This is a genomic window from Actinoallomurus iriomotensis (assembly GCF_030269445.1).
GTDB classification, from domain to species: domain Bacteria; phylum Actinomycetota; class Actinomycetes; order Streptosporangiales; family Streptosporangiaceae; genus Actinoallomurus; species Actinoallomurus iriomotensis.
Map to the genome: position 1 here is coordinate 74444 of NZ_BSTJ01000009.1, position 20196 is coordinate 94639.

General features: G+C 71.1%; 22 protein-coding genes. 13 read left to right on the top strand and 9 right to left on the bottom strand.

The genetic code is table 11. The features are described 5' to 3' along the window. Positions 1–57: 57 nt before the first annotated feature. Entirely contained in the window at positions 58–636 is a 579-nt protein-coding gene (locus QSK37_RS32635) for a GNAT family N-acetyltransferase (protein ID WP_285629035.1), read from the top strand. 65 nt (positions 637–701) lie between these two features. Next, positions 702–1601, top strand: a complete 900-nt coding sequence (locus QSK37_RS32640; RefSeq protein WP_285629037.1) for a proteasome assembly chaperone family protein — start codon at positions 702–704, stop codon at positions 1599–1601. A 43-nt stretch (positions 1602–1644) separates the two neighbouring features. Here the strand turns inward: QSK37_RS32640 and QSK37_RS32645 are convergent, their stop codons facing one another. After that, positions 1645–2037 (bottom strand): hypothetical protein, encoded by a 393-nt coding sequence (locus QSK37_RS32645; protein ID WP_285629039.1) that lies wholly within the window; start codon positions 2035–2037, stop codon positions 1645–1647. A gap of 542 nt (positions 2038–2579) precedes the next feature. Between QSK37_RS32645 and QSK37_RS32650 the strand changes: the two genes are divergently transcribed. Then, a complete protein-coding gene (locus tag QSK37_RS32650) occupies positions 2580–3425 on the top strand; it encodes a DUF5919 domain-containing protein (protein WP_285629041.1) in 846 nt (281 codons plus the stop codon). After that, positions 3422–4246, top strand: a complete 825-nt coding sequence (locus QSK37_RS32655; protein WP_285629043.1) for an inositol monophosphatase family protein — start codon at positions 3422–3424, stop codon at positions 4244–4246. Before QSK37_RS32650 ends, QSK37_RS32655 begins: the two co-directional genes overlap by 4 nt. Here the strand turns inward: QSK37_RS32655 and QSK37_RS32660 are convergent, their stop codons facing one another. Beyond that, entirely contained in the window at positions 4247–4999 is a 753-nt protein-coding gene (locus tag QSK37_RS32660; protein ID WP_285577402.1) for a sulfite exporter TauE/SafE family protein, read from the bottom strand. Positions 5000–5117: 118 nt separating this feature from the next. Here QSK37_RS32660 and QSK37_RS32665 point away from each other — a divergent pair, with 118 nt between their 5' ends. Further along, positions 5118–8294 (top strand): ATP-binding protein, encoded by a 3177-nt coding sequence (locus QSK37_RS32665; RefSeq protein ID WP_285629045.1) that lies wholly within the window; start codon positions 5118–5120, stop codon positions 8292–8294. On the opposite strand, the gene QSK37_RS32670 is transcribed toward QSK37_RS32665, so the two are convergent. Together QSK37_RS32670 and QSK37_RS32675 are read right to left on the bottom strand one after the other, a co-directional pair. Continuing rightward, complete coding sequence (locus QSK37_RS32670; protein WP_285629047.1) at positions 8291–9097, bottom strand: ABC transporter permease; 807 nt, start codon at positions 9095–9097, stop codon at positions 8291–8293. The two genes, QSK37_RS32665 and QSK37_RS32670, sit on opposite strands and share 4 nt — an antisense overlap. Next, a complete protein-coding gene (locus QSK37_RS32675; protein ID WP_285629049.1) occupies positions 9094–10050 on the bottom strand; it encodes an ATP-binding cassette domain-containing protein in 957 nt (318 codons plus the stop codon). Before QSK37_RS32675 ends, QSK37_RS32670 begins: the two co-directional genes overlap by 4 nt. A gap of 208 nt (positions 10051–10258) precedes the next feature. Between QSK37_RS32675 and QSK37_RS32680 the strand changes: the two genes are divergently transcribed. Both QSK37_RS32680 and QSK37_RS32685 read left to right on the top strand, forming a co-directional pair. Then, a complete protein-coding gene (locus QSK37_RS32680; protein WP_285629051.1) occupies positions 10259–11350 on the top strand; it encodes a sensor histidine kinase in 1092 nt (363 codons plus the stop codon). Continuing rightward, entirely contained in the window at positions 11347–12006 is a 660-nt protein-coding gene (locus QSK37_RS32685; RefSeq protein WP_285629625.1) for a response regulator, read from the top strand. Before QSK37_RS32680 ends, QSK37_RS32685 begins: the two co-directional genes overlap by 4 nt. Before the next feature lie 63 nt (positions 12007–12069). Here the strand turns inward: QSK37_RS32685 and QSK37_RS32690 are convergent, their stop codons facing one another. From QSK37_RS32690 to QSK37_RS32700, 3 genes are all read right to left on the bottom strand, one after another. Beyond that, on the bottom strand, positions 12070–12240 hold the full coding sequence (locus QSK37_RS32690; RefSeq protein WP_285629053.1) for a hypothetical protein: 171 nt from the start codon (positions 12238–12240) through the stop codon (positions 12070–12072). A gap of 75 nt (positions 12241–12315) precedes the next feature. Further along, on the bottom strand, positions 12316–13062 hold the full coding sequence (locus QSK37_RS32695; RefSeq protein WP_285629055.1) for an acyltransferase: 747 nt from the start codon (positions 13060–13062) through the stop codon (positions 12316–12318). A gap of 107 nt (positions 13063–13169) precedes the next feature. Continuing rightward, positions 13170–13595 carry a hypothetical protein gene (locus tag QSK37_RS32700; protein ID WP_285577410.1) on the bottom strand — a complete coding sequence of 142 codons (426 nt, stop codon included), beginning with the start codon at positions 13593–13595 and terminating at the stop codon, positions 13170–13172. Between the two features lie 181 nt (positions 13596–13776). Between QSK37_RS32700 and QSK37_RS32705 the strand changes: the two genes are divergently transcribed. Both QSK37_RS32705 and QSK37_RS32710 read left to right on the top strand, forming a co-directional pair. Continuing rightward, on the top strand, positions 13777–14295 hold the full coding sequence (locus tag QSK37_RS32705) for a peptidylprolyl isomerase (protein ID WP_285629057.1): 519 nt from the start codon (positions 13777–13779) through the stop codon (positions 14293–14295). 29 nt (positions 14296–14324) lie between these two features. Further along, positions 14325–15218 carry a rhomboid family intramembrane serine protease gene (locus QSK37_RS32710; RefSeq protein WP_285629058.1) on the top strand — a complete coding sequence of 298 codons (894 nt, stop codon included), beginning with the start codon at positions 14325–14327 and terminating at the stop codon, positions 15216–15218. 420 nt (positions 15219–15638) lie between these two features. Here the strand turns inward: QSK37_RS32710 and QSK37_RS32715 are convergent, their stop codons facing one another. Further along, a complete protein-coding gene (locus QSK37_RS32715) occupies positions 15639–15896 on the bottom strand; it encodes a cell division protein CrgA (protein WP_285577417.1) in 258 nt (85 codons plus the stop codon). Between the two features lie 133 nt (positions 15897–16029). Between QSK37_RS32715 and QSK37_RS32720 the strand changes: the two genes are divergently transcribed. From QSK37_RS32720 to QSK37_RS32735, 4 genes are read left to right on the top strand one after another with little or no spacing between them, the layout of a single operon-like run. Continuing rightward, positions 16030–16788, top strand: a complete 759-nt coding sequence (locus QSK37_RS32720; RefSeq protein WP_285629060.1) for a DUF881 domain-containing protein — start codon at positions 16030–16032, stop codon at positions 16786–16788. Next, entirely contained in the window at positions 16769–17419 is a 651-nt protein-coding gene (locus QSK37_RS32725) for a class E sortase (RefSeq protein ID WP_285577423.1), read from the top strand. The genes QSK37_RS32720 and QSK37_RS32725 overlap by 20 nt, the downstream gene beginning before the upstream one ends. Position 17420: 1 nt before the next feature. Then, positions 17421–17609, top strand: a complete 189-nt coding sequence (locus QSK37_RS32730) for a hypothetical protein (protein ID WP_285629062.1) — start codon at positions 17421–17423, stop codon at positions 17607–17609. Next, on the top strand, positions 17609–18181 hold the full coding sequence (locus QSK37_RS32735) for an anthranilate synthase component II (RefSeq protein WP_285629064.1): 573 nt from the start codon (positions 17609–17611) through the stop codon (positions 18179–18181). Before QSK37_RS32730 ends, QSK37_RS32735 begins: the two co-directional genes overlap by 1 nt. 217 nt (positions 18182–18398) lie before the next feature. Here QSK37_RS32735 and pknB read toward each other — a convergent pair whose 3' ends face one another. Next, the gene (pknB, locus tag QSK37_RS32740) at positions 18399–20195 is read right to left on the bottom strand and encodes a Stk1 family PASTA domain-containing Ser/Thr kinase (RefSeq protein WP_285629066.1); all 1797 of its coding nucleotides are present in this window, start codon (positions 20193–20195) and stop codon (positions 18399–18401) included. Position 20196: the final 1 nt, after the last annotated feature.

The window sequence follows — 20196 nt, forward strand, 5'->3', positions numbered from 1 at the left end:
CGGCTCGTTGGATCCTGAGTACAAGCCGGTACGAGCGTTTCGCCCGGGACGGGACCGGTGAGGGTCCATATCGAGGAGGAGAGACCGCTGGCGAGCATCGCCATTGAACTGCACGACGCCGACGGCGACGAGGCCGCACGGCGCATTGACGAGTACCGCGACCTGTACGCCGAGAGCTTCGCCGGGCAGCCGTACTCCTGGGGGCCGGAGTACGCCGAGCTTTTCCAACGGCGTTTCGAGACCCACCGGCAGCAGCCGGGCTTCGCGCTGGTGGAGGCCAGGACCACGGGCACCCTCATCGGGCTCGGCTACGGCCTCTCCCTGTCACCCGCGATCCCGTGGTGGCAGAACCTCATCACTCCCATCCCGCCCGAGATCACCGACGAGCCGCCCGGCCGCACCTGGGCGCTGACCGAGCTCATGGTCGGTGAGCGGTGGCGGCGACTGCACCTGGCCGAGGCCATCCACGACCGTCTGCTCGGCGGCCGCACGGAAGAACGGGCCACCGCGACCGTGCTGCCCGCCGCCACGGCCGCGCAGGCCGCCGTCCTCAAGTGGGGCTGGGAGAAGGTCGGTCAGAAGCGCAACCCGCTGCCCGGCGCGCCGGTCTTCGACGTTCTGGTGAAGACGCTCTGAGCGTCAGTGGAATTCGCCTTGGTCGTCAGGCGTTCGTACTGGCATAACCGGGCTAGGGAGGACTCGTGACAGACCAGACACGGCTGTACACGCTGGACGAGGAGATTCCCGAGCTGGAACGGCCGGTGCTGCTCTACTTCCTGGACGGTTTCATGGACGCGGGCGCCGCGGGCCGTCTCGCGACCGACCACCTGCTGAGCTCGATGAATCCCCGGACCGTGGCCACCTTCGACATCGACTCGTTGCTGGACTACCGCTCCCGGCGACCGCCGATGGTCTTCGACACGAATCACTGGGTGGACTACAAGGCGCCCGAACTGAGCCTGCGTGTCTGCGAGGACGCGGTCGGCGTGCCGTTCCTCGTGCTGTCCGGCCCCGAGCCCGACCGGTCGTGGGAGGCGTTCGCCGCGGCCGTGGTCGAGCTGGTCCGGCGGCTCGACGTGAGCCTGTCGGTCGGCGTGCACGGCATCCCGATGGCGGTGCCGCACACCCGGGAGACCGGGCTGACGCCGCATGGCAACCGGCCCGACCTGCTCGGCGAGAGCACGTCGTGGATCTCGCGGGTCGAGGTGCCGGGCAGTGCCGGCGCGCTGATCGAGTACCGGCTCGACGAGGCCGGACACGACGCGATCGGCTTCACCGCCCACGTGCCGCACTACCTCTCGCAGGCGGAGTACCCGGCCGCCGCGATCGCCCTGCTGAACGGCGTCACCGCCGCCACCGGTCTGGCCTTCCGCACAGGCGAGCTGGAGGAGGCCGCCGTGCGGGCCAGGAAGCAGATCGACGACCAGGTCGCCGCCTCCGAGGAGATCGCCGAGGCGGTCCGCGGCCTGGAGGCGAGGTTCGACGCCGTCGCGGCGGCGAGCGGCAACAGCCTCCCGATGGCCGGTCCGGACGCGCGGATGCCGGACGCCGAAGAGATCGCGGCCGAGTTCGAGCGGTTCCTGGCCGAGCAGGAAGAATAAGGGCCCGGCGCCCACGGCGCCGGACCCCCGTCGGGTGAGCCGGTCAGCCGTCGCAGGCCGTCTTGAGGTGGCGGCCGGCGGTGTTCAGCGGCGTCGCGTCGGGCATCTGCGGCGTTCCTCCGCTGCCCAGCGTCTTCATCTGCCGACCGAGGCTGTCCATCGCGGACGCGGCCTCGTTGGCCGCCTTCTCGACGTCGTCGTCGCCGGAGTCCTTGCCCTGCTCGCGCATCTGTTTGGCGCCGTTGGCGTACGTCCCGGAAAGGGCGTTCGGGTCGCCGACCTGGGTCATGCCCGTCTTGGTGACGTTCGCGATGGTCTGCTGGAGCTTGTCGCAGGCGGAGTTCTTCTGCTCGCTGCCGCCGCACGCGGTCGCGGAAAGCGCCAGGGCGGCGGTGACGGCGCTGACCACGGTGATCCGCATGCGTGAGATGCGCACTGAAATCGACTCCTCGCTGTCGGGGTGAGGCCGGCCGTACGGGGCGCTCGGCCGGATCTTCCTTCGACACCTCGGGAGTCACAACGGTTCCGTTCTTTCACCGCCGTCTGTCGAAGAACGCCGGACGTCGGTCGCGATCCGCCGCGCCGCCCCCGCCGGGTCGTCCACCGCGTGCCGGCCGCCGTCGCGCCGGCACCACGCGAAGGAGCCGTCCCGCACGTCGATCGAGATCCACAGGCGGGGATTCCGGCGGCTCCGGCGCACCGACACCGCCGGTTTGGCGTCGCTCATGCCCACGTCGAGCCCCAGAAGCGCCAGCTCCCGGCACAGTGCCGCGAGCAGCCGGAGTTCGTCGCTGTGCTCGATGCTGATCGCCCCCGTGCGCTCGCCGGGCCACCAGCATCGCGCCGCCGGGCGTCGCGTGGCGAGCGTGTCGCGGAGGCGTCTTCGACGTCAATGTCTACTCTCCGTCTCTACTTCGTCTCCCTAGGTAACGGAATGCCGTTATCCTGTGCCCGGACACGACGAGAAAGGGGCGGACGGTGTCAGGTCGGCCGATCCTGCTCCAAATCCTGCTGCGGCAGCGGCAGTGGCATCGCTATGGGCTCTTCCGCGCCGCCTACGACGACGCCGCGCGCCGGGTCGACCGTGACCTCGTGGGCACGGCACCGAGCCGGGCGCAGCTGCACCGCTGGACCTCCGGCGAGCTGAAACGCCTCCCCTACACCGACCACTGCCGGGTGCTCGAGCACATGTTCCCCGGCTGGACGGCCGACCAGCTGTTCGGGCCGTGCCCCGACGACGTCCTGACCCCGCCGGCGCCCGCGGACGCCCGCCGGTCCGACGGGCCGATGGCCGACGTCGTGGCCGTCTTCCCCACCCGCGCCGACTTCACCGGCGCGGTCCCGCCGTACGACCTGTTCGACACCGCCGCCGACATCAGGGCCGTCGGCCTGTCGCTCAACCTGATCTGCCAGCAGTACCCCGACCAGCGCCTGCATGGCCTCATCGAGAAGGGCACCACGCTGCGCTGTCTCTTCCTCGACCCCGACGGGGACGCCATCCGGGCGCGCGAGCGCGAAGAGGGCTACACCGACCATCACCTGATCATGCTCACCCGGCTCAACATCGAGGTGCTCTCCCGGCTGCGCGCCCGCCTGCCGGACACCGCGCGCGACCGGCTGTCCATCGCCGTCTACGACGAGACCGTACGGTTCGGCATCGTCCTGGTCGACGACACCACGTGCGTCGTGCAGCCCTACCTGCCGCAGGCCCGCGGCGTCGACTCACCGACCCTCCTGCTGCGCCGATCTGCCGAGCAGCCGGGTCTTTACAACACTTTTGCGCGGATTTATACGGAGTTATGGGAACGGAGTCGGCCGGTATGACGGCGTCCCCGGGTGCGCTGGTCCCCGTCGCGCTGGAGGCGGTCGCCCTCGCCGGCGACCTCATCAGGTCCCGGCGGCCCGGCACGCTCACCGCCAAGGGCGACCGCGACATGGCGAGCGAACTCGACTTCACGGTCGAACGCGCCGTCCGGGCCCACCTGCGGCGCCGTACGCCCGACGTGGCCGTCCTCGGCGAGGAGGAGGGAGTCACCGGACGCCACGACGGCGATCTGCTGTGGGCGCTCGACCCGATCGACGGCACCGCCAACTTCGTGCACGGCATGCCGCTGACCGGGGTCTCCCTGGGTCTGCTGCGCGGTGACCGCCCGGTGCTGGGCGTGATCGACCTGCCGTTCCTCGGCGCGCGCTACTGGGCGGTGGAGCACGGCGGCGCCCACGAGGGCGACCGGCGGATCTCCGCGAGCCGTACGGGCGGTCTCCGTGAGGCGATCGTGGCCATCGGCGACTACGCCGTCGGCGTGGGCGCGGAGGAGAAGAACGTCCTGCGTCTCGCGCTCACCGAGCGGCTGGCGGGCCGCGTCCAGCGCGTGCGCATGCTCGGCTCGGCCGCCATCGACCTCGCGTGGGTCGCCGAGGGCAAGCTCGACGCGTGCGTCGCGCTGTCGAACAACCCCTGGGACACCGCGGCCGGTGTCGTCATCGCCCGTGAGGCCGGCGCCGTCGTGATCGACCTGGACGGCTCCGACCACACGTCCACCTCGGCGGCCACGATCGCCGTCGCGCCACGCGTGGCCGGCGAGCTCCTCGACCTCGTCCGGTCCTGGCGGCAGGTCGCCCCACCGCACGCCCGCGGCGCCTGATCAGCGATAGGCGTCGTAGCCCAGCTTGACCGCCACCGCCAGGCCGCAGACCACCACGACGACCCGCAGCGCCTCGCCCGGAAGGCGGCGTACGAGGGCGGGCCCGAGCCAGCCGCCGGCCAGGAAGCCGGCCGCCAGTGGCAGCACCGCGGCCCACCGCACCGGTCCGAAGGCGGCGAACCCCAGCGCGGCGACCCCGTTGCTCAGCCCGGCCACGACGTTCTTGACCGCGTTGACCCGGATCAGCGGGAGCTCGAGCATCGCGCCGAGCACCGCGAGCATCAGGATGCCGCCGGCCGCGCCGAAGTAGCCGGAGTAGATCGCCACGGCGAACACCGCGAACCGCAGCGGTGTGCTGTGCTCGCCGCCCATGCCGGCCGCCGCGGCGATGAGGCGCCGCTGCGCGAGCAGCACGAGCGAGGCGCCGGCGACCAGGATCGGCGCCACGTACTCGAAGGAGCCGGCCGGGGTGAGCAGCAGCAGCGCCGCCCCGGTGGCGCCGCCGAGCCCGGTCAACGCACCGATGCGCACCACCCGGCCGGACTGCCCGGCCAGTTCCCGCTGCGAACCGGCCGCGGCCCCGACCGCGGTGAAGAGCAGGGCCACGGTGTTCGTCACGTTCGCGCTGAGCGGCGGGATGCCCAGGGCCAGCAGCGCCGGATAGGAGACGATCGACGCGAGGCTGACCACCGTGCTGACGACTCCGGCGACGATCCCCACGCCGAGCAGGATCAGGACATCGGTGACGATCACCCCGTAACCCAAGCACAGGGGACATCCGGCTCCGGCCGGTGGGGGCGCTTCACCCCGCGCCGGGCCGGTATGGGCGGTGTCACCCGCGATCGCCTGATTGGTTGCCACAATGGGCGGCGTGCGCATCGGCATCCTGGGTCCGCTGGACGTGCGGGACGAGGCCGCGCGGCCCGTGGAGGTCAGCGGTCCGCGGCTGCGCGCCCTGCTGATCCGGCTGGCCGTCGACGCCGGGCGTACCGTGCCGGCCGACCGGCTGATCGACGACCTGTGGGGCGACGCGCCCCCGGCCGCCGCCGCCAACGCGCTCCAGGCGCTGGTCTCCCGCCTGCGCGGCGTGAGCGGCCACGACGCCGTCGAGTCACGTCCGGGCGGCTACCGGCTCGGCGTCGCTCCGGACCAGGTGGACGCGGTCGCGTTCGAACGCCTGGTGGCCACCGCCCGCGCGACGGACGATCCGGCCGCACGAGCCGACGAACTGCGCCGCGCACTCGCCCTGTGGCGCGGGCCCGCGCTCGCCGACGTGGCCGGCGCGGCCTTCGCCGCCGCGCCGATCGCCCGGCTCGAAGAACTGCGCGTCGAGGCCGCCGAGGAGCGGTTCGAGGCCGACATCGCGCTCGGCCACGCCGCGCGCCTCGTTCCCGAGCTGGAGGAGCTCACCACGCTCCACCCGCTGCGCGAGCGGCTGCGCGGGCAGCTCATGCGGGCCCTGTACGCCGCGGGCCGCCAGGCCGACGCCCTCACCGTCTACGAGGACGCGCGCCGTACCCTCGCCGAGGGTCTCGGCGTCGACCCCTCGCCGGAGCTGGCCGCGGTGCACCTGTCGATCCTGCGCGGCGCGCCGGCCGAGCGTCCGCCTACGCCCGTGCGCGAGCCGGAGCGGCGGAGTAACCTGCCCGCCCAGCTCACCAGCTTCGTCGGGCGTGCCGAGGAGATCGAGCGGGTCGGCGAGCTGCTCACCACCCACCGGCTCGTCACGCTCACCGGCCCGGGCGGCACCGGCAAGACCCGGCTCGCGGGCGAGACGGCGAGCCGCATGGCCGCCGCGTCGCCCGACGGCGTGTGGTTCGTGCCGCTGGCCCCAGTACGCGGCGCGCTCGACGTGCCGCAGGCGGTGCTCGTCGCGATCGGCATCCCCGAGACGATCCGCCTGCTGGAGGCCCGCGAGATCGCCCGCCCGCTCGACCGGCTCGCCGACGCGCTGGCCACCAAGCGGCTGATCCTGGTGCTGGACAACTGCGAGCACCTGCTCGACGCGGTCGCGACGCTGGCCGATCGGCTGCTGTCCGCCGCACCGGGCGTACGGATCCTCGCCACCAGCCGCGAGCCGCTCGGTATCACCGGTGAGGCGCTGTGCCCGGTGCCCTCGCTCGCCCTTCCGCCCGAGGACGCCGACGCCGACGGTGCCCGGGCGTACGACGCGGTACGGCTGTTCGTCGACCGGGCCACCGCGGTGCGCGCGGGGTTCGCGCTGGACGCGGACACGGTCGGGCCGGTCGTGCGCATCTGCCGGGCCCTGGACGGCGCGCCGCTCGCGATCGAGCTGGCCGCAGCCCGGCTGCGTGCGCTCACGCCCGCGCAGGTCGCCGACCGGCTCGACGACCGGTTCCGGCTGCTCAACGTCGGCAGCCGCACCGCCCTGCCGCGCCACCAGACGCTGCGCGCGGTGGTCGACTGGAGCTGGGACCTGCTCGACGACCCTGAGCGCCGGGTGCTGCGCCGGCTCTCGGTCTTCAACGGCGGTGCGACCCCGCAGAGCGCCGAGGAGGTGCTCGGTGAGGACGTCATCGACCTGATCGCCTCGCTGGTCGACAAGTCGCTGGTCATGGCCACGGGTGAGGCCGAGGTGCGCTACCGCCTGCTGGAGACCGTGCGTGCGTACGCCGCGGAGAGGCTGACCGCGGCCGGGGAGGATGAGCGCCTCCGCGACGCCCACGCCGCGTACTTCCTGCGGCTCGCCGAGCGTGCCGAACCCGAGCTGCGCGGCCGTGACCAGATGCACTGGCTGGACCGTCTGAACGCCGAGCGTGACAACTGCAACAACGCGCTGCGGCACGCGATCGACACCCGCGACGTGCAGACCGCCGTACGCCTCGTCGGGGCACTGGCCTGGTTCTGGATCCTGTGCGACTACGAGGCCGAGGCCGGGCAGTGGGCGGTCGAGGTCTGGAGCCTCGTCGACGACCGCCCACCTCCGGGAGCCGAGGACGCGTACGTCATCTGCGGCCTCGTGGCAGCCATGGTTCAGGAGATGTCCCGTGACGGTGGGCCGGATCCGCGTACCCTGCACGCGCGGTTCGAGAAGATGCTCGCGATGCGGACGGAGGCCTCCACGCATCCGGCCCTGGCCCTGTTCCGTCCCATCGCCGCGATCTTCTCCGGCGACGCCGACGCGGCGCTGCGGGAACTCGACCTCGTCGGCGACCATCCCGATCCGTGGACGAGGGCGGCTCGTCACGTCTTCGTCGGGTTCCTGGCCATCAACGGGGGTGACTTCGACCGGGCGGCCCGCGCCGTGACCGAGGCACATGCGGGATTCCGGGAGATCGGTGACCGCTGGGGGCTCGTCAGCGCCCTGACGGGCGTCGCGGAGGTGCATCTCGCGCGCGGCCAGCCCGAGGAGGCGATCCGCGCGACGGAGGAGGCGTACGAATACACCGTCTCCGGCGTCAGCCCCGACCAGGCCGCGGGTCTGCGGATCCTGCTCGGCCGGGCACGCGCCATGGCGGGCGACTTCGCCGGGGCGCGCGTGGACCTGGAGCACGGCGCGCGGATCGCCGAGCGGATCGCCGAGCACTCTGTCGCGGCCCGGGGATGGCTGGAGATCGGTGAGCTCGCCCGATGGGAGAACGATCTCGAACAGGCGCGCGAGTTCGTCGACCGCGCGGTCGCCTTCGTCGAGCCCAAAGCGGCGCGGATCGACTTCGGCACCACGGCGGCGGTGGTGTTCAGCAAGCGGGGCAGCCTCGCGGAGCAGCTGGGCGACCTCGACGCCGCGGCGAGGTGGCACGACCGGGCGATACGGGCGATCACCGAGCTGGCCCGGATGCCGATCGACCGGCTCATCGGCACTCTCGTCCAAGGGCTGGCGGCGCTGGCCGCGTCGCGGGGAGAGCACGTACGCGCCGCCGAACTGCTCGGCGGCGCGCACACACTGCAGGGCGAACCCGACCCGTGGAACCTGGAGATCGAACGCGCCACGGCGGCCGCTCTCGCCGCACTGGGCCAGGCGGCCTTCGACGAGGCGTACGCCCGCGGCCGCCGCACCCCCGGCGACCAGGTCCTTTCGCTGTACTAGACCTTGCGCCCGTACATCCACACGGCGACGGGGAAGGTCACGACCACGATCCCGACCGCCCACGCGAGCGTGTACCAGGCGTGGTCGCCGATCGGCCCGCCGACCATCAGCGCCCGCGTCGCGTCCGCCAGGTGCGTCACCGGGTTGACCTTCACCCACGCCTGGAGCCAGCCGGGCATCGTCCCGGTGTTGGCCAGCAGGACGCTGCTGCCGAAGGTCAGCGGCATCGCCCAGATGAACCCGAGCCCCTGCACCGTTTCCGGCGACGGCGCCACCAGCCCGACCAGCACCGAGACCCAGCAGACCGCGAAGTACAGGGCGTACGCCAGGCCGAACGCCGCCAGCACCGACAGCGGGTTCGTGTGGAAGCGGAACCCGAGCAGCGACCCGAACGCCACCAGCGTCACCATCGACACGCAGAAGCGGACCGCGTCGCCGATCACCGCGCCGATGAGCGGCGCGGACCGGGCGATCGGCAGGCTGCGGAACCGGTCGAACACGCCCTTGCGGATGTCCTCGCACAACGACGTGCCCAGGCCCATCGAGGCGAACATGCCCATCTGCGCGACCAGGCCGGGCAGCAGCTGCTGCAGGTACGCGTGGGTGCTGCCCGCGACCACACCGCCGAAGACGTACAGGAACAGCAGGAGGAACACCACCGGCATCATCAGGACGTCGATCAGCTTCTCCGGTGAATGCTTCAGCTGCATGACGTTGCGCCAGGCGAGCGTCAGCCCGTTGCCCAGCGTCCGTGCCGGTCCGATCCTCGGCGCGGGCGCCTGGTCGACGGTGATCGCGGTCATTCCTTCTCTCCCTCGGTCTCGGCGTGGTGGCCGGTCAGGCTGAGGAAGACCTCATCCAGGCTGGGCCGGCGCAACGCCAGGTCGGATGCGACGACGCCGGCCTCGTCCAGGCCGCGCACCACCGCGCTCAGCGCCGCCGGATCGTCCAGCGGCGCGGTGACCAGGCCGGTGTCCTCATCGGTCTCGGGCCGCGCACCGGTGATCCGGGCGACGACGCCGACGACCTCCGGCACGCGGTCCCGGTCCAGCGCGCGTACCGCGAGCGTCTGGCCGCCGACCTTCTCCTTCAGCTCTTCGGAGGTGCCGTCGGCGACCACGCGGCCGTGGTCGAAGACCAGGATCCGGTCGGCGAGCGCCTCGGCCTCGTCCAGCTGCTGCGTGGTGAGCAGCACGGTCGCACCGTCGCGTACCAGCTCCCGCACGGTGTCCCAGACGGCGTTGCGGGCCCGCGGGTCCAGGCCGGTGGTCGGTTCGTCCAGGTAGATCACCTGAGGGTCGTTGACCAGCCCGGCCGCGAGGTCGAGCCGGCGGCGCATGCCACCGGAGTAGGTCTTGGCGGCCCGGCCGCCCGCCGCGGACAGGCCGAACCGGTCGATCAGCTCCTGCGCCCGCCGCCGCGCCTCACGGCGGGGGTGGCCGACCAACCGGGCGATCATGATGAGGTTCTCCACGCCGGTCAGCTCCTCGTCGACCGAGGCGTACTGGCCGGTCAGGCTGATCACTCGCCGAACCTGCGCGGCGTCCTTGACCACGTCGAAGCCGCAGACCTCGGCACGGCCCTCGTCCGGCTTGATCAGAGTGGCCAGCGTCCGCACGGCCGTCGTCTTGCCGGCGCCGTTCGGTCCGAGCACGCCGAGCACGGTCCCGCGGCGCGCGAGGATGTCGACGCCCGCGAGCGCCTGGGTATCTCCGAAGCGTTTCTTCAGGCCCTCGGCCCGTATCACGTGTTCCATTCCGGCTCTCCCCTGTTGGTCTCGTGCCGGACCACTGTGCGGCGACCGGCTGACGCGGCGCGCACATCGCGGGTACGCGCGCTGACACGCCGCTGACACGCCCTGGTACGCCTCAGCCTGGAGAGTGAGTCGTCGCTGGGCCGCGCGAGGGAGGCGGCGGCCGGAACCCGGCCGTACGCTGGACCTTCCCCCAGCCGGAAGGGCGGACGTGAAGGCTCTGCGAGTGCCGCGCGTGGACCTCGCGATCGGTGCCGTCGTCACCGTCGCGATGGTCCTGCCCGCGTTCGTCCCGCACGTACAGCCGTGGTGGGTGGTGGGGCTGTCCGTCCTGAGCTCGCTGCCGGTGATCTGGCGGCGGACGCTCCTCATCCCCGTCGGACTGGTCGCGGGCGGCGCGGTCACCGTGCTCGCGCTCGCGCACCAGAGCCTGACGCACCAGCTGCCGTGGTTGATGCCGTACGGACCGCTGCTGTGGACCTACACGTTCGCCGAGCTCGCCAAGCCGGTCTGGCGTGAGGCCGGCAGCGTGGTCCTGATCGCCGGAGTGGTCCTCTCGCTGGTCCTGCCGCACGAGAGCTTCGACACCTCCGGCTACGTCATCACCTCCTACGTCGCCGCGTACGCCCTGGGAATGGGCGCCCGGGCCCGCCGCGCGCAGCGCGAGGCCGTGGAGGAGCGCGCGCGGCGGCTGGAGGAGGAACGCGCCGTCGCGGTCGCCGAGGAACGCACGCGGATCGCCCGCGACATGCACGACATCGTCACCCACTCGGTCGGGCTCATGGTCGTGCAGGCCGAGGCGGGCCCGCTGGTCGTGCGGTCCGAGCCTGCCCGCGCCGAAGCGGCGTTCGAGGCGATCGCCGACACCGGGCGCGAGGCGATCGGCCAGCTCCGCCAGATGCTCGGCGCGCTACGAGGCACCGTCGAGCGCGAGCCGCATCCGGGCCTCGGGGCGACGCCCGGATTGGTGGAACGCGCCCGTCAGGCCGGGCTCACGGTCCACCTCGAAGAGCGCGGCCCCCGGCGGCCGGTTCCCGCGGCCGTGGAGGTCGCGGCGTACCGGATCATCCAGGAGTGCCTGACCAACACGCTGCGCCACGCGGCCGCCCGCTCGGTGCGGCTGTGCCTCGGCTGGTCGGACCGGGCCCTGACGATCGAGGTCGCCGACGACGGTGGCGGCGCGCCCGACGTGCGCGAGGGCCACGGCATCGTCGGCATGCGCGAACGCGCGGGCGCCTGCGGAGGCACACTCGTCATCGACCCGCGCGGTTTCACCGTCACCGCCACACTGCCGATCGGATAGCCATGCGTGTGCTCGTCGCCGACGACCAGGACCTGTTCCGCGGCGGTTTCGCCATGATCTTGGGCGCCCACGAGGACATCTCGGTGGTCGGCGAGGCCTCCGACGGCGCCGAGGCGATCGCCAAGACGGTGGAGCTGGCGCCCGACCTCGTCCTCATGGACATCCGGATGCCGAACGTCGACGGGGTGGCGGCCACGGCCGAGATCTGCCGGCGTACGTCGGCGAAGGTCCTGGTCCTGACCATGTACGACGTCGACGACTACGTCTATGACGCGCTGCGGGCCGGCGCCAGCGGCTTCCTGCTCAAGGACGTCCGGCGCGACGACCTCGTGCGCGCGGTCCGGCTCGTCGCCGCGGGCGAGTCGCTGCTCGCGCCGTCGGTCACCCGGCGGCTGATCGAGGACGTCGTCCGCCGGGGCAGCCCGCGCCCCTCCCTCAGGAGGCGCCTGGCCGAGCTGACCGACCGCGAGGTCGACACACTGCGGGGCCTCGCCCGCGGCCTGTCCAACAGCGAGATCGCCGCCGAGCTCGTCGTCAGCGAGCACACCGTGAAGACGCATGTGAGCAATGTGCTGACCAAGCTGCACCTGCGCGACCGGGCGCAGGCCGTGGTCTTCGCCTACGAGTCCGGCCTGGTCGTCGCGGGCGCGGAGTGACCTCCCCCTCGTACGGGGGGAGGTCGCCGGTTCACCCGAGGCGGCGGTCCGCGGGCGCGGTGGTCAGCGAGACCACTGCTTGGGATCGACCATCACGATCACCGAGTTCTCCGAGAGGGCGCCGACATTGACGACGTGCCATGATCCGGGTACCTGGTCGGCGCGCAGTGTCCTCACCTGGACGCCTCCGAAGGCGTCCTGCTTGGCGTTCGGGGTCGATGGACACCACCCCATGTCCGCACCGGCCCCGAATCTTTCACGCCACCGGAACGACGACGGGCGTTCGAGTACCGGGGAAGGACGCGTCGCTCAGCTCGCGCGTTCGCCGGGCTCGGGGACCTGGGCCGGCTTGCGGTCTCCGGTCAGCTCGGCGATCTGGGCGAGGGTCTCCTCGTCCAGCGGCACCTCCGGCTGCGGGGGGAGCCAGCCGCTCTCCGGGTCGTAGCTGCGGACGACCTTCGCCGGCACACCGGCGATCACGCTGTGGTCGGGGAACTCGCCGCGGACGACGGCGCCTCCGGCCACCACGACGTTCCGGCCCAGGCGGGTGCCCGGCAGGATGATCGCTCCGGCGCCGAGCCAGCAGCCGGAACCGATGACGACGGCGTCGTTGACCGGCCACTGCCGTCCGACGGGGGTGTCGGGGTCGGTGTAGCCGTGGTTCTGGTCGGTGATGTAGACGTACGGTCCGGTGAAGACGTCGTCGCCGATCTCGATCGACTGGTGCCCGACGATGTGGCTGCCCCGGCCGATGGAGCAGGCCTTCCCGATCGTCACGATCGGGTCCGGTCCGAGGTCGAGGCCGGGTACGAACCCGGCCGAGAGCGTGACGTGCACGCCGATGAGGGTGTGGTCGCCGATGCGGATCCACGGCTCGCCGTAGATCGCGCCGGTGGGGAAGCCGATGCACGCGCCTTCACCGAGGTAGCCGAACCGCCGGCCGGCCGGGGTGCTCGGTGAGATCTCGGCGTGGGCGCGCAGCCATTCCCAGACCCGGTGCAGCACCACCGCGAGAGCCCTGCGGCTCGCGGCACTGAGCGAGGATCTAAGCGACATGGGACAGACGGTACAGGGAACCCGAATGCCATTCGCCCCCTGTTGACCGGTTCCGGAACGACGACGGGCCCGGCCAGTGTCGCTGGCCGGGCCCGGTCGACGGCCGATCAGTGGTTGCTGCGGGCACGGTCGGCGTCGGAGTTCTCCGACGTCGACGACAGGTGCTCGGGGGAGCTCACCTCCTCGCTCGGCCGCGACGCGCTACGGCGTGTCGCGATCGCGCCGACGGCGCCCACGGCACCCCCGACGACGAGGAGGGCCGCGGCGAAGCCGCGACGACGCTTCGGGCTGCCCGGCTCGACCCGGCCGGCCGTACGGTGGAGGAGCGCGCCGACACGCGGCCCGACCTCCTCCTCGATGTAGTGTCCGGCCTGGTCGATTCGTGGCGCACTCCAATGACGCGCGTTCTTCATCTGTTTCGCGGCCATCTTCTGCGCCTGACGAGTGGTGGGGCCCACCCGCTGCGCCGCCTGACGGGCACCCTCGGCAACCCTCTCCTGAACGTCCTGCAGACGCGCGCTGTCGATGTTCACCTGCGGCATCTTCCGACTCTTGTTTCGTAGGGACATACTGCCCTCCGTCATGTGCGGTCTCGTCGGACTCTGTTCCCACGACAAGCGATGTCAATCGCCGATCTGACAGGATGCGTTCACGTGGGGGTACACGCACCTGTGTCCCTTGTGAACATCGGATTCGATACGAGGAGGAGTCTTCGTGGCCGAAGACCTCACCGCGACGCTGCGTACGACGATGGGCACCATCGTGCTGCGTCTTTTCCCCGACCACGCGCCGAAGACGGTGCAGAACTTCGTCGGTCTCGCCGAGGGCACGATCGAGTGGACCGACCCGCGCACGGGCCAGCGGACGACCGACCCGCTGTACAACGGCACGGTCTTCCACCGGGTGATCGACAAGTTCATGCTCCAGGGCGGCGACCCGCTGGGCAACGGCCGGGGCGGCCCCGGCTATGAGTTCGAGGACGAGTTCCACCCGGACCTGCGCTTCGACCGTCCGCACCTGCTGGCGATGGCCAACGCGGGGCCGGGCACCAACGGCTCGCAGTTCTTCATCACCGTCGTGCCCACGCCGCACCTCAACGGCCGGCACACGATCTTCGGCGAGGTGATCGAGGGCGCCGACGTCGTCGACGCGATCGCCAAGACCGACACCGACCGAGGCGACCGGCCCGTCAAGGACGTCGTCGTGGAATCGGTGACCATCGATCGTCGTTAGACAGGTACCGACAGCAGAGGAAGACCACGATGAGCAGCGACACGCCGCACGCTCCTCAGGCTCCACAGGTGCCGACGTGCTATCGGCACCCGGGCCGTGAGACGTACGTCAGCTGCACGCGCTGCGAACGCCCGATCTGCCCGGACTGCATGTGCGACGCCGCTGTAGGCCACCAGTGCCCGGAATGCGTGCGGGACGGCAACCGTACGGTGCGCCAGGCGCGTACGGTCTTCGGCGGACGTGTCGCCACCCGGCCGGCGGTGACCCTGACGTTGATCGCGATCAACGTCGTCGCCTACATCGGTGAGCTGGCCTCACCGAGTTTCGTCGACCGGTTCGAGATGCTGGGCGTGCTGAAGACGCAGTTCGGCCAGGTCATCCCGGGCTACGGCGTCGCCGATGGCGAGTGGTACCGCCTGATCACCGCGGCGTTTCTGCACGTCCCGCTCAATCAGGGCACTTTCGGCATCACCCACATCCTGTTCAACATGTGGGCGCTGTGGGTGCTGGGACCGCAGCTGGAGCAGGTGCTCGGCCGGCTGCGCTTCACAGTGCTCTATCTGCTGTCGGCGCTGGGCGGCAACGTCCTGCTCTTCCTGGTCGACCCGGGTCAGCCCGCGCTGGGCGCCTCGGGCGCCATCTTCGGCCTGTTCGCCGCGTTCTTCGTGGTCGGACGCCGCCTGGGGGTGGACACCCGGGGCATCGCGTTCCTCATCGTGATCAACCTGATGTTCACGTTCACCTTCTCCGGCATCTCCTGGGAAGGGCACGTGGGAGGGCTGATCACCGGCGCGGTCCTGGCCGTGGCGTTCGCGTACGCCCCGCGGGGGCGGCAGCAGGCGGTCCAGGTGGCGGCGTCGGCGATCGTCGCGGCGGTCCTCGTCGTCCTGACCGTCGTCCAGACCGCCGCGTTGACCGCCTGACGGACCAAAGCCAAAGCAGAAGGCCCCGCCGGTGCGCCCGGTCGGGGCCTTCTCACGTCGTGGGGCCGGCGAGGCGCCGAAGGAGGGCAGGCAGACGAAATCCACAGGGTCATCCACAGCATGTGGAAAACTCTGTCGGCCAACGGCGGTGCCGTCGTGGAACTTCGGGCTTTCGCTCCGGCGTCGTCATGATCGTGGGCGCTTCGTCGCGCCGTGCGCCGTCGCCGCGCCGGATATGGGAATCGGCGCGTGTGTGTTGTCGAGCATAGCGATGCTTTGTCCCGGCCGCCGGGAGATCGGCGAGATATCCCGGCCCGATCCGGATGTGCCCCCGGGGGCAGCGGCCCGTACGCCGGCCACCGCCCCGCTCCGTCTCAGCGGCCTGTGGACAACGTTGTGGATGACGCGGTGGAAAGCCCGTCAACGCCAGCGTGTTGAAAGGATCACGCCGACGACGATCACCCCGAAGCCGATCAGCAGGTTCCAGTTGCTGAGCGAGGTGATGACCGGGACAGTCGCGCTGACGCTCGCCGTGATGTAGTAGACGGCGATCCAGGCCAGGCCCAGCAGCCAGCAGCCCACCATGGTCGGCACCAGCCACCGCGGGCTGACCGCGACCTTCTGGGAGCGCTGCGGCGGAGTGTAGACGGCCTTCTTGCGTACCTTCGACTTGGGCACGGTGGGTCTCTCCTCAGGGCGGGCTCTGGCGGCGGGCATGGCCTGACGCCGACCCGCGCATGGGTCAGTTTGTCGGTTAGCGTAGTCGCTGGTGAGCAGCGTACGACCATAACAGTGGCAGTGGGGGGTGACGATGGGGGTAAAACCCCGGCCTAGGGCCCTGACCTGGCGTCATGCCATTCCGGCCCTCACGCTTTTCGCCGGCACTCTCTTCGCCGCCAGCGCCAGCACCGCCCACGGCACCGACCTTCGCGGCGGCGACCGTACGCGCGTCACCGAGCTGATCGCCCAGGAGCAGCGCGGCTACCAGCACGCTCAGGGCACCTATCGCAGCCTCCACCGGCAGGTCGACGAGCTCGGCCGGCAGGCCGGCCGGCGCGACGCGGGCGTGCGCTCCGCGCAGCAGGAGGCCGATCGGCTCGCCGCGCTGTCCGGGTTCACTCCCGTGAGCGGGCGGGGCGTCCGCGTGTCGCTGAACGACGCGCCGCACGACCGCCGGGTGCCGGGCGACCCCAGCCCCGACGATCTCGTCGTCCACCAGCAGGACGTGCAGGCCGTGGTCAACGCGCTGTGGGCCGGCGGCGCCACAGGCATGCAAATAATGGACCAACGGCTGATCTCCACCAGCGCGGTCCGCTGCGTAGGCAATACGCTCATCCTGCAGGGAGTCGTCTACTCACCGCCGTTCCGCATCACCGCCACCGGCGTGCCCGGGCGGTTGCGGGCGGCGCTCGACGCCTCGCCGGAGATTCAGATCTACCGACAGTACGTCGACGAATACGGACTCGGGTATACGGTGAAGACCCTCCAGAAGACGACGTTGCCCGCCTACACCGGCAACGCGACGCCAAAGTACGCCACGGAGGCCGACGGTGCGGATACTCATCCGTAGCGTCGGCGAGCTGTGCATCACGGCCGGTCTGGTGGTGCTGCTCTTCGTCGCGTACGAACTGTGGGGCACCGGCGCCTACACCCAGGCGGCGCAGCACAAGCTGGACGACGAGCTCACCCGCTCGTGGAACGCCGGGCCGCCGGCCGGCCCCGGCAAGGTCACCACCGAGCGCGTACGCCTCGGGCACGGCCTCGCGCTCATCCGCATCCCGCGGCTCGGCAAGAGCTTCCACTACGTCATCATCGAGGGCGTGTCAGTCGCCGACCTGCGCAAGGGCCCCGGCCACTACCCCGGCACCGCGATGCCCGGCCAGATCGGCAACTTCGTCGTCTCCGGCCACCGCACGACCTACCTCGCGCCCTTCAACAAGCTCGGTGAGCTGCACGCCGGCGACAAGATCCTCATCGACACCCGCGCCAGGCAGTACGTCTACAAGGTCACCTCGACCAAGGTCGTACAGCCCAGCGACGTCTCCGTGGCCGCGCCGGTGCCCGAACACCCGAAGGCCAACCCGACCAAACGGCTCATCACGCTGACCACCTGCAACCCGAAGTACTCCGCGGCCCAGCGGCTCATCGTCTTCGGCCAGCTGGTCTCGTCGGCGCCGCGGGTGAAGGAGGCGAGTTCCTGAGATGTACGCCTGGCTCTGGCGGCACCTGCCCGGCGACCGGCTCCAGCGGACCGGCCTCGTCCTGGCCGCGCTGGTCGTCGTTGGCGTCCTGCTCTGGTACTTCGTCTTCCCCTGGGTCGAGCCGAAGCTCCACTTCGACCACGGCACGGTCGGGGGTGGCGCCTCGGCTCCGGCGAGCCCGGGTCCGTGATGTCCGCCGCGCGCCGGGTGCTCGTCGTGGACAACCAGGACAGCTTCGTCCACACGATCGTGTCCTACCTGCGCGAGCTGGGCGCCGAATGCGTCGTACGCGACCGGTCCGAGGTGGCACCCGGCGACGTCGAGGCCTTCGACGGCGTGCTGCTCAGCCCCGGCCCCGGGCGCCCCGAGGACACCGGGGTCTGCCTGGACATCGCGGAGCAGGCCCGGCGGCCCGTGCTCGGCGTCTGCCTCGGCCACCAGGTGATCGCCACCGTCCTCGGCGGCACGGTGCGTCGCGCGCCGGAACTCGTGCACGGCTACACCAGCGAGATCCACCACGACGGCGCCGGCGTGTTCCGCGGACTGCCGGACCCGCTGACCGTGACGCGTTACCACTCCCTGGCGCTGGACCCCGCGACCGTGCCGGCCGACCTCGTCGTCAGCGCCCGCACACTCGACGGCGTGATCATGGGGATCCGCCACCGGAGGGCGCCGGTCGAGGGGGTCCAGTTTCACCCCGAGTCGGTGCTCAGCGCGGCCGGTCACGATCTTTTTGCGAATTGGCTCGTGCACGCTCTGTGAGAACCGCAGGTCGCCGGTCCGCAGCGAAAAGAGCGGTAAAAGAATGCTTCTCCCGGGTGTAACACCAAGGATGGTGAGTCTGATTCCACCATTGAGGGCTTCCGCCGTTGCCCCCGAGCGGCGGAGGCCCTCCTTTCATGTCCGGGCCCGGTCCGGGCATCCCCCGACATGACGAGACCCCCACACGCGTCGCGTGTGGGGGTCTCGTCATGTCGACCTAGTTGTCGTTGTTGCCGCCGCCACCCCACGGCGGGGTCGGCACCCCGCTCCCCGGAGGCGTCGGCTGGTCCTGCTGCGCCCGGCTGACGGTCAGCGTGACCGTGCTGCCGCGGTTGGCCGTCTCGCCCTCGCTCGGCGTCTGCTGCATGACCCGGCCGTCGGCCTGGCCCGCCGGAACGTCGACGTAGTTGATGGAGACCCGGAAGCCGTGGCTGCGCAGATCGGACTTGGCGTCATCGGCCGACTTGCCGACCTCGTTGGGCACCAGCGTCTTACCGGGGCCGCTGGAGATGTACAGCGTCACCTCGGTGCCCTTCTCCACCTTGGAGCCGGACACCGGGTCCGACTTCACGACGCTGCCCTTGGGCACCGTGGTGGAGGAGATCGTCTGGGTCGGACCGGCCTTGAGCCCGGCGCTCTCAAGCGCGGACTTGGCGTCGTCCTCGCTCATGCTCTTCACCGGGGGCACCGTGACCTTGGGCTTGCCCGTCGAGACCGTGAGGACGACCTGCGTGGTCGCCAGCTTGGTCTTGTCGATCTTGGTCTGCGGCGCCGGGTCGACGTCGAGCACCTGACCCTTGTCGGCGCTGTCGTCGGTCTTGTGCTTGATCTGGATGTTGCTGTCGACGAAGCCCAGGCTGACCAGCTCCTGCTTGGCCGTCGCCTGGTCGCTGCCGACGATGTCACTCGGCATGGTGACCTGGTTGCCGTTGTCCGAGCCGCCGCTGTTACTGAAGATCATGACGAGCGCGACGATCGCGCCGACGGCGAGCACGCCCACGAGGGCCCACAGCGCGACCTTCTTGCCGTTGCCCGCGTCGCGCTCCGGCTCGGCGTACTGCGCCGGCGGCAGGTCGTAGCCCATCGTCGACGAGGGGCGCATCGCCTGCGTGCGCGGGCCGCCCTGCATGACCTGCGTGCCGGCGTTCATCGCCATCGTCGGCGCGGAGACGGGCATGCCCTGCGACGCCCGCTGGATGTCGGCCCGCATCTCCGCCGCGCTCTGGTAGCGGTAGTTCGCGTCCTTCGTGAGCGCCTTCAAGACGATCGCTTCGGCGTACTGCGGGATCGACGGGTCGAGCTGCGACGGCGGGATCGGCTCTTCCCGTACGTGCTGGTAGGCGATGGCCACCGGCGAGTCGCCCTGGAACGGCGGACGGCCGGTCATCAGCTCGTACAGCACACAGCCCGTGGAGTAGATGTCGCTGCGGGCGTCGACCCGCTCACCGCGGGCCTGCTCGGGCGAGAGGTACTGGGCGGTGCCGATGACCTGCGCGGTGGCGGTCATCGTGGCCGCGGAGTCGGCGAGCGCACGCGCGATGCCGAAGTCCATGACCTTGACCTCGCCGCTGGCGGTCAGCATGACGTTCGCGGGCTTGATGTCCCGGTGCACGATGCCGCCGCGGTGGGAGTAGTCGAGGGCGCGCAGGATGCCGTCGGTCATCTGCAGGGCGCGCTCCGGCGCGATGCGGTGCTCCTCCTGGAGAACGTCACGGAGGGTGCGGCCCTCGACGTACTCCATCACGATGTACGGCACCGGATTGCCGTCGAGCGTGTCCTCGCCGGTGTCGTACACGGCGATGACGGAGGGGTGGTTCAGCGAGGCCGCCGACTGGGCCTCGCGGCGGAACCGTGCCTGGAACGTCGGGTCGCGGGCTAGGTCAGACCGAAGTGTCTTGATCGCGACCACGCGGTCGAGGCGAAGGTCGCGAGCTCGGTAGACCTCGGCCATGCCGCCACGCCCGATGACGCCATCGAGTTCGTAGCGGCCACCGAGTAGCCGAGGCTGAGTCATA

What these genes read in the sequence shown, in the direction of transcription:
- QSK37_RS32655 (WP_285629043.1), top strand. Translation starts at nt 3,422, where the DNA reads ATGACGGCGTCCCCGGGTGCGCTGGTCCCCGTCGCGCTGGAGGCGGTC.
- QSK37_RS32670 (WP_285629047.1), bottom strand. Translation starts at nt 9,097, where the DNA reads ATGACCGCGATCACCGTCGACCAGGCGCCCGCGCCGAGGATCGGACCG.
- QSK37_RS32675 (WP_285629049.1), bottom strand. Translation starts at nt 10,050, where the DNA reads ATGGAACACGTGATACGGGCCGAGGGCCTGAAGAAACGCTTCGGAGAT.
- QSK37_RS32690 (WP_285629053.1), bottom strand. Translation starts at nt 12,240, where the DNA reads ATGGGGTGGTGTCCATCGACCCCGAACGCCAAGCAGGACGCCTTCGGA.
- QSK37_RS32695 (WP_285629055.1), bottom strand. Translation starts at nt 13,062, where the DNA reads ATGTCGCTTAGATCCTCGCTCAGTGCCGCGAGCCGCAGGGCTCTCGCG.
- QSK37_RS32710 (WP_285629058.1), top strand. Translation starts at nt 14,325, where the DNA reads ATGAGCAGCGACACGCCGCACGCTCCTCAGGCTCCACAGGTGCCGACG.
- QSK37_RS32720 (WP_285629060.1), top strand. Translation starts at nt 16,030, where the DNA reads ATGGGGGTAAAACCCCGGCCTAGGGCCCTGACCTGGCGTCATGCCATT.
- QSK37_RS32730 (WP_285629062.1), top strand. Translation starts at nt 17,421, where the DNA reads ATGTACGCCTGGCTCTGGCGGCACCTGCCCGGCGACCGGCTCCAGCGG.
- QSK37_RS32735 (WP_285629064.1), top strand. Translation starts at nt 17,609, where the DNA reads ATGTCCGCCGCGCGCCGGGTGCTCGTCGTGGACAACCAGGACAGCTTC.
- pknB (WP_285629066.1), bottom strand. Translation starts at nt 20,195, where the DNA reads ATGACTCAGCCTCGGCTACTCGGTGGCCGCTACGAACTCGATGGCGTC.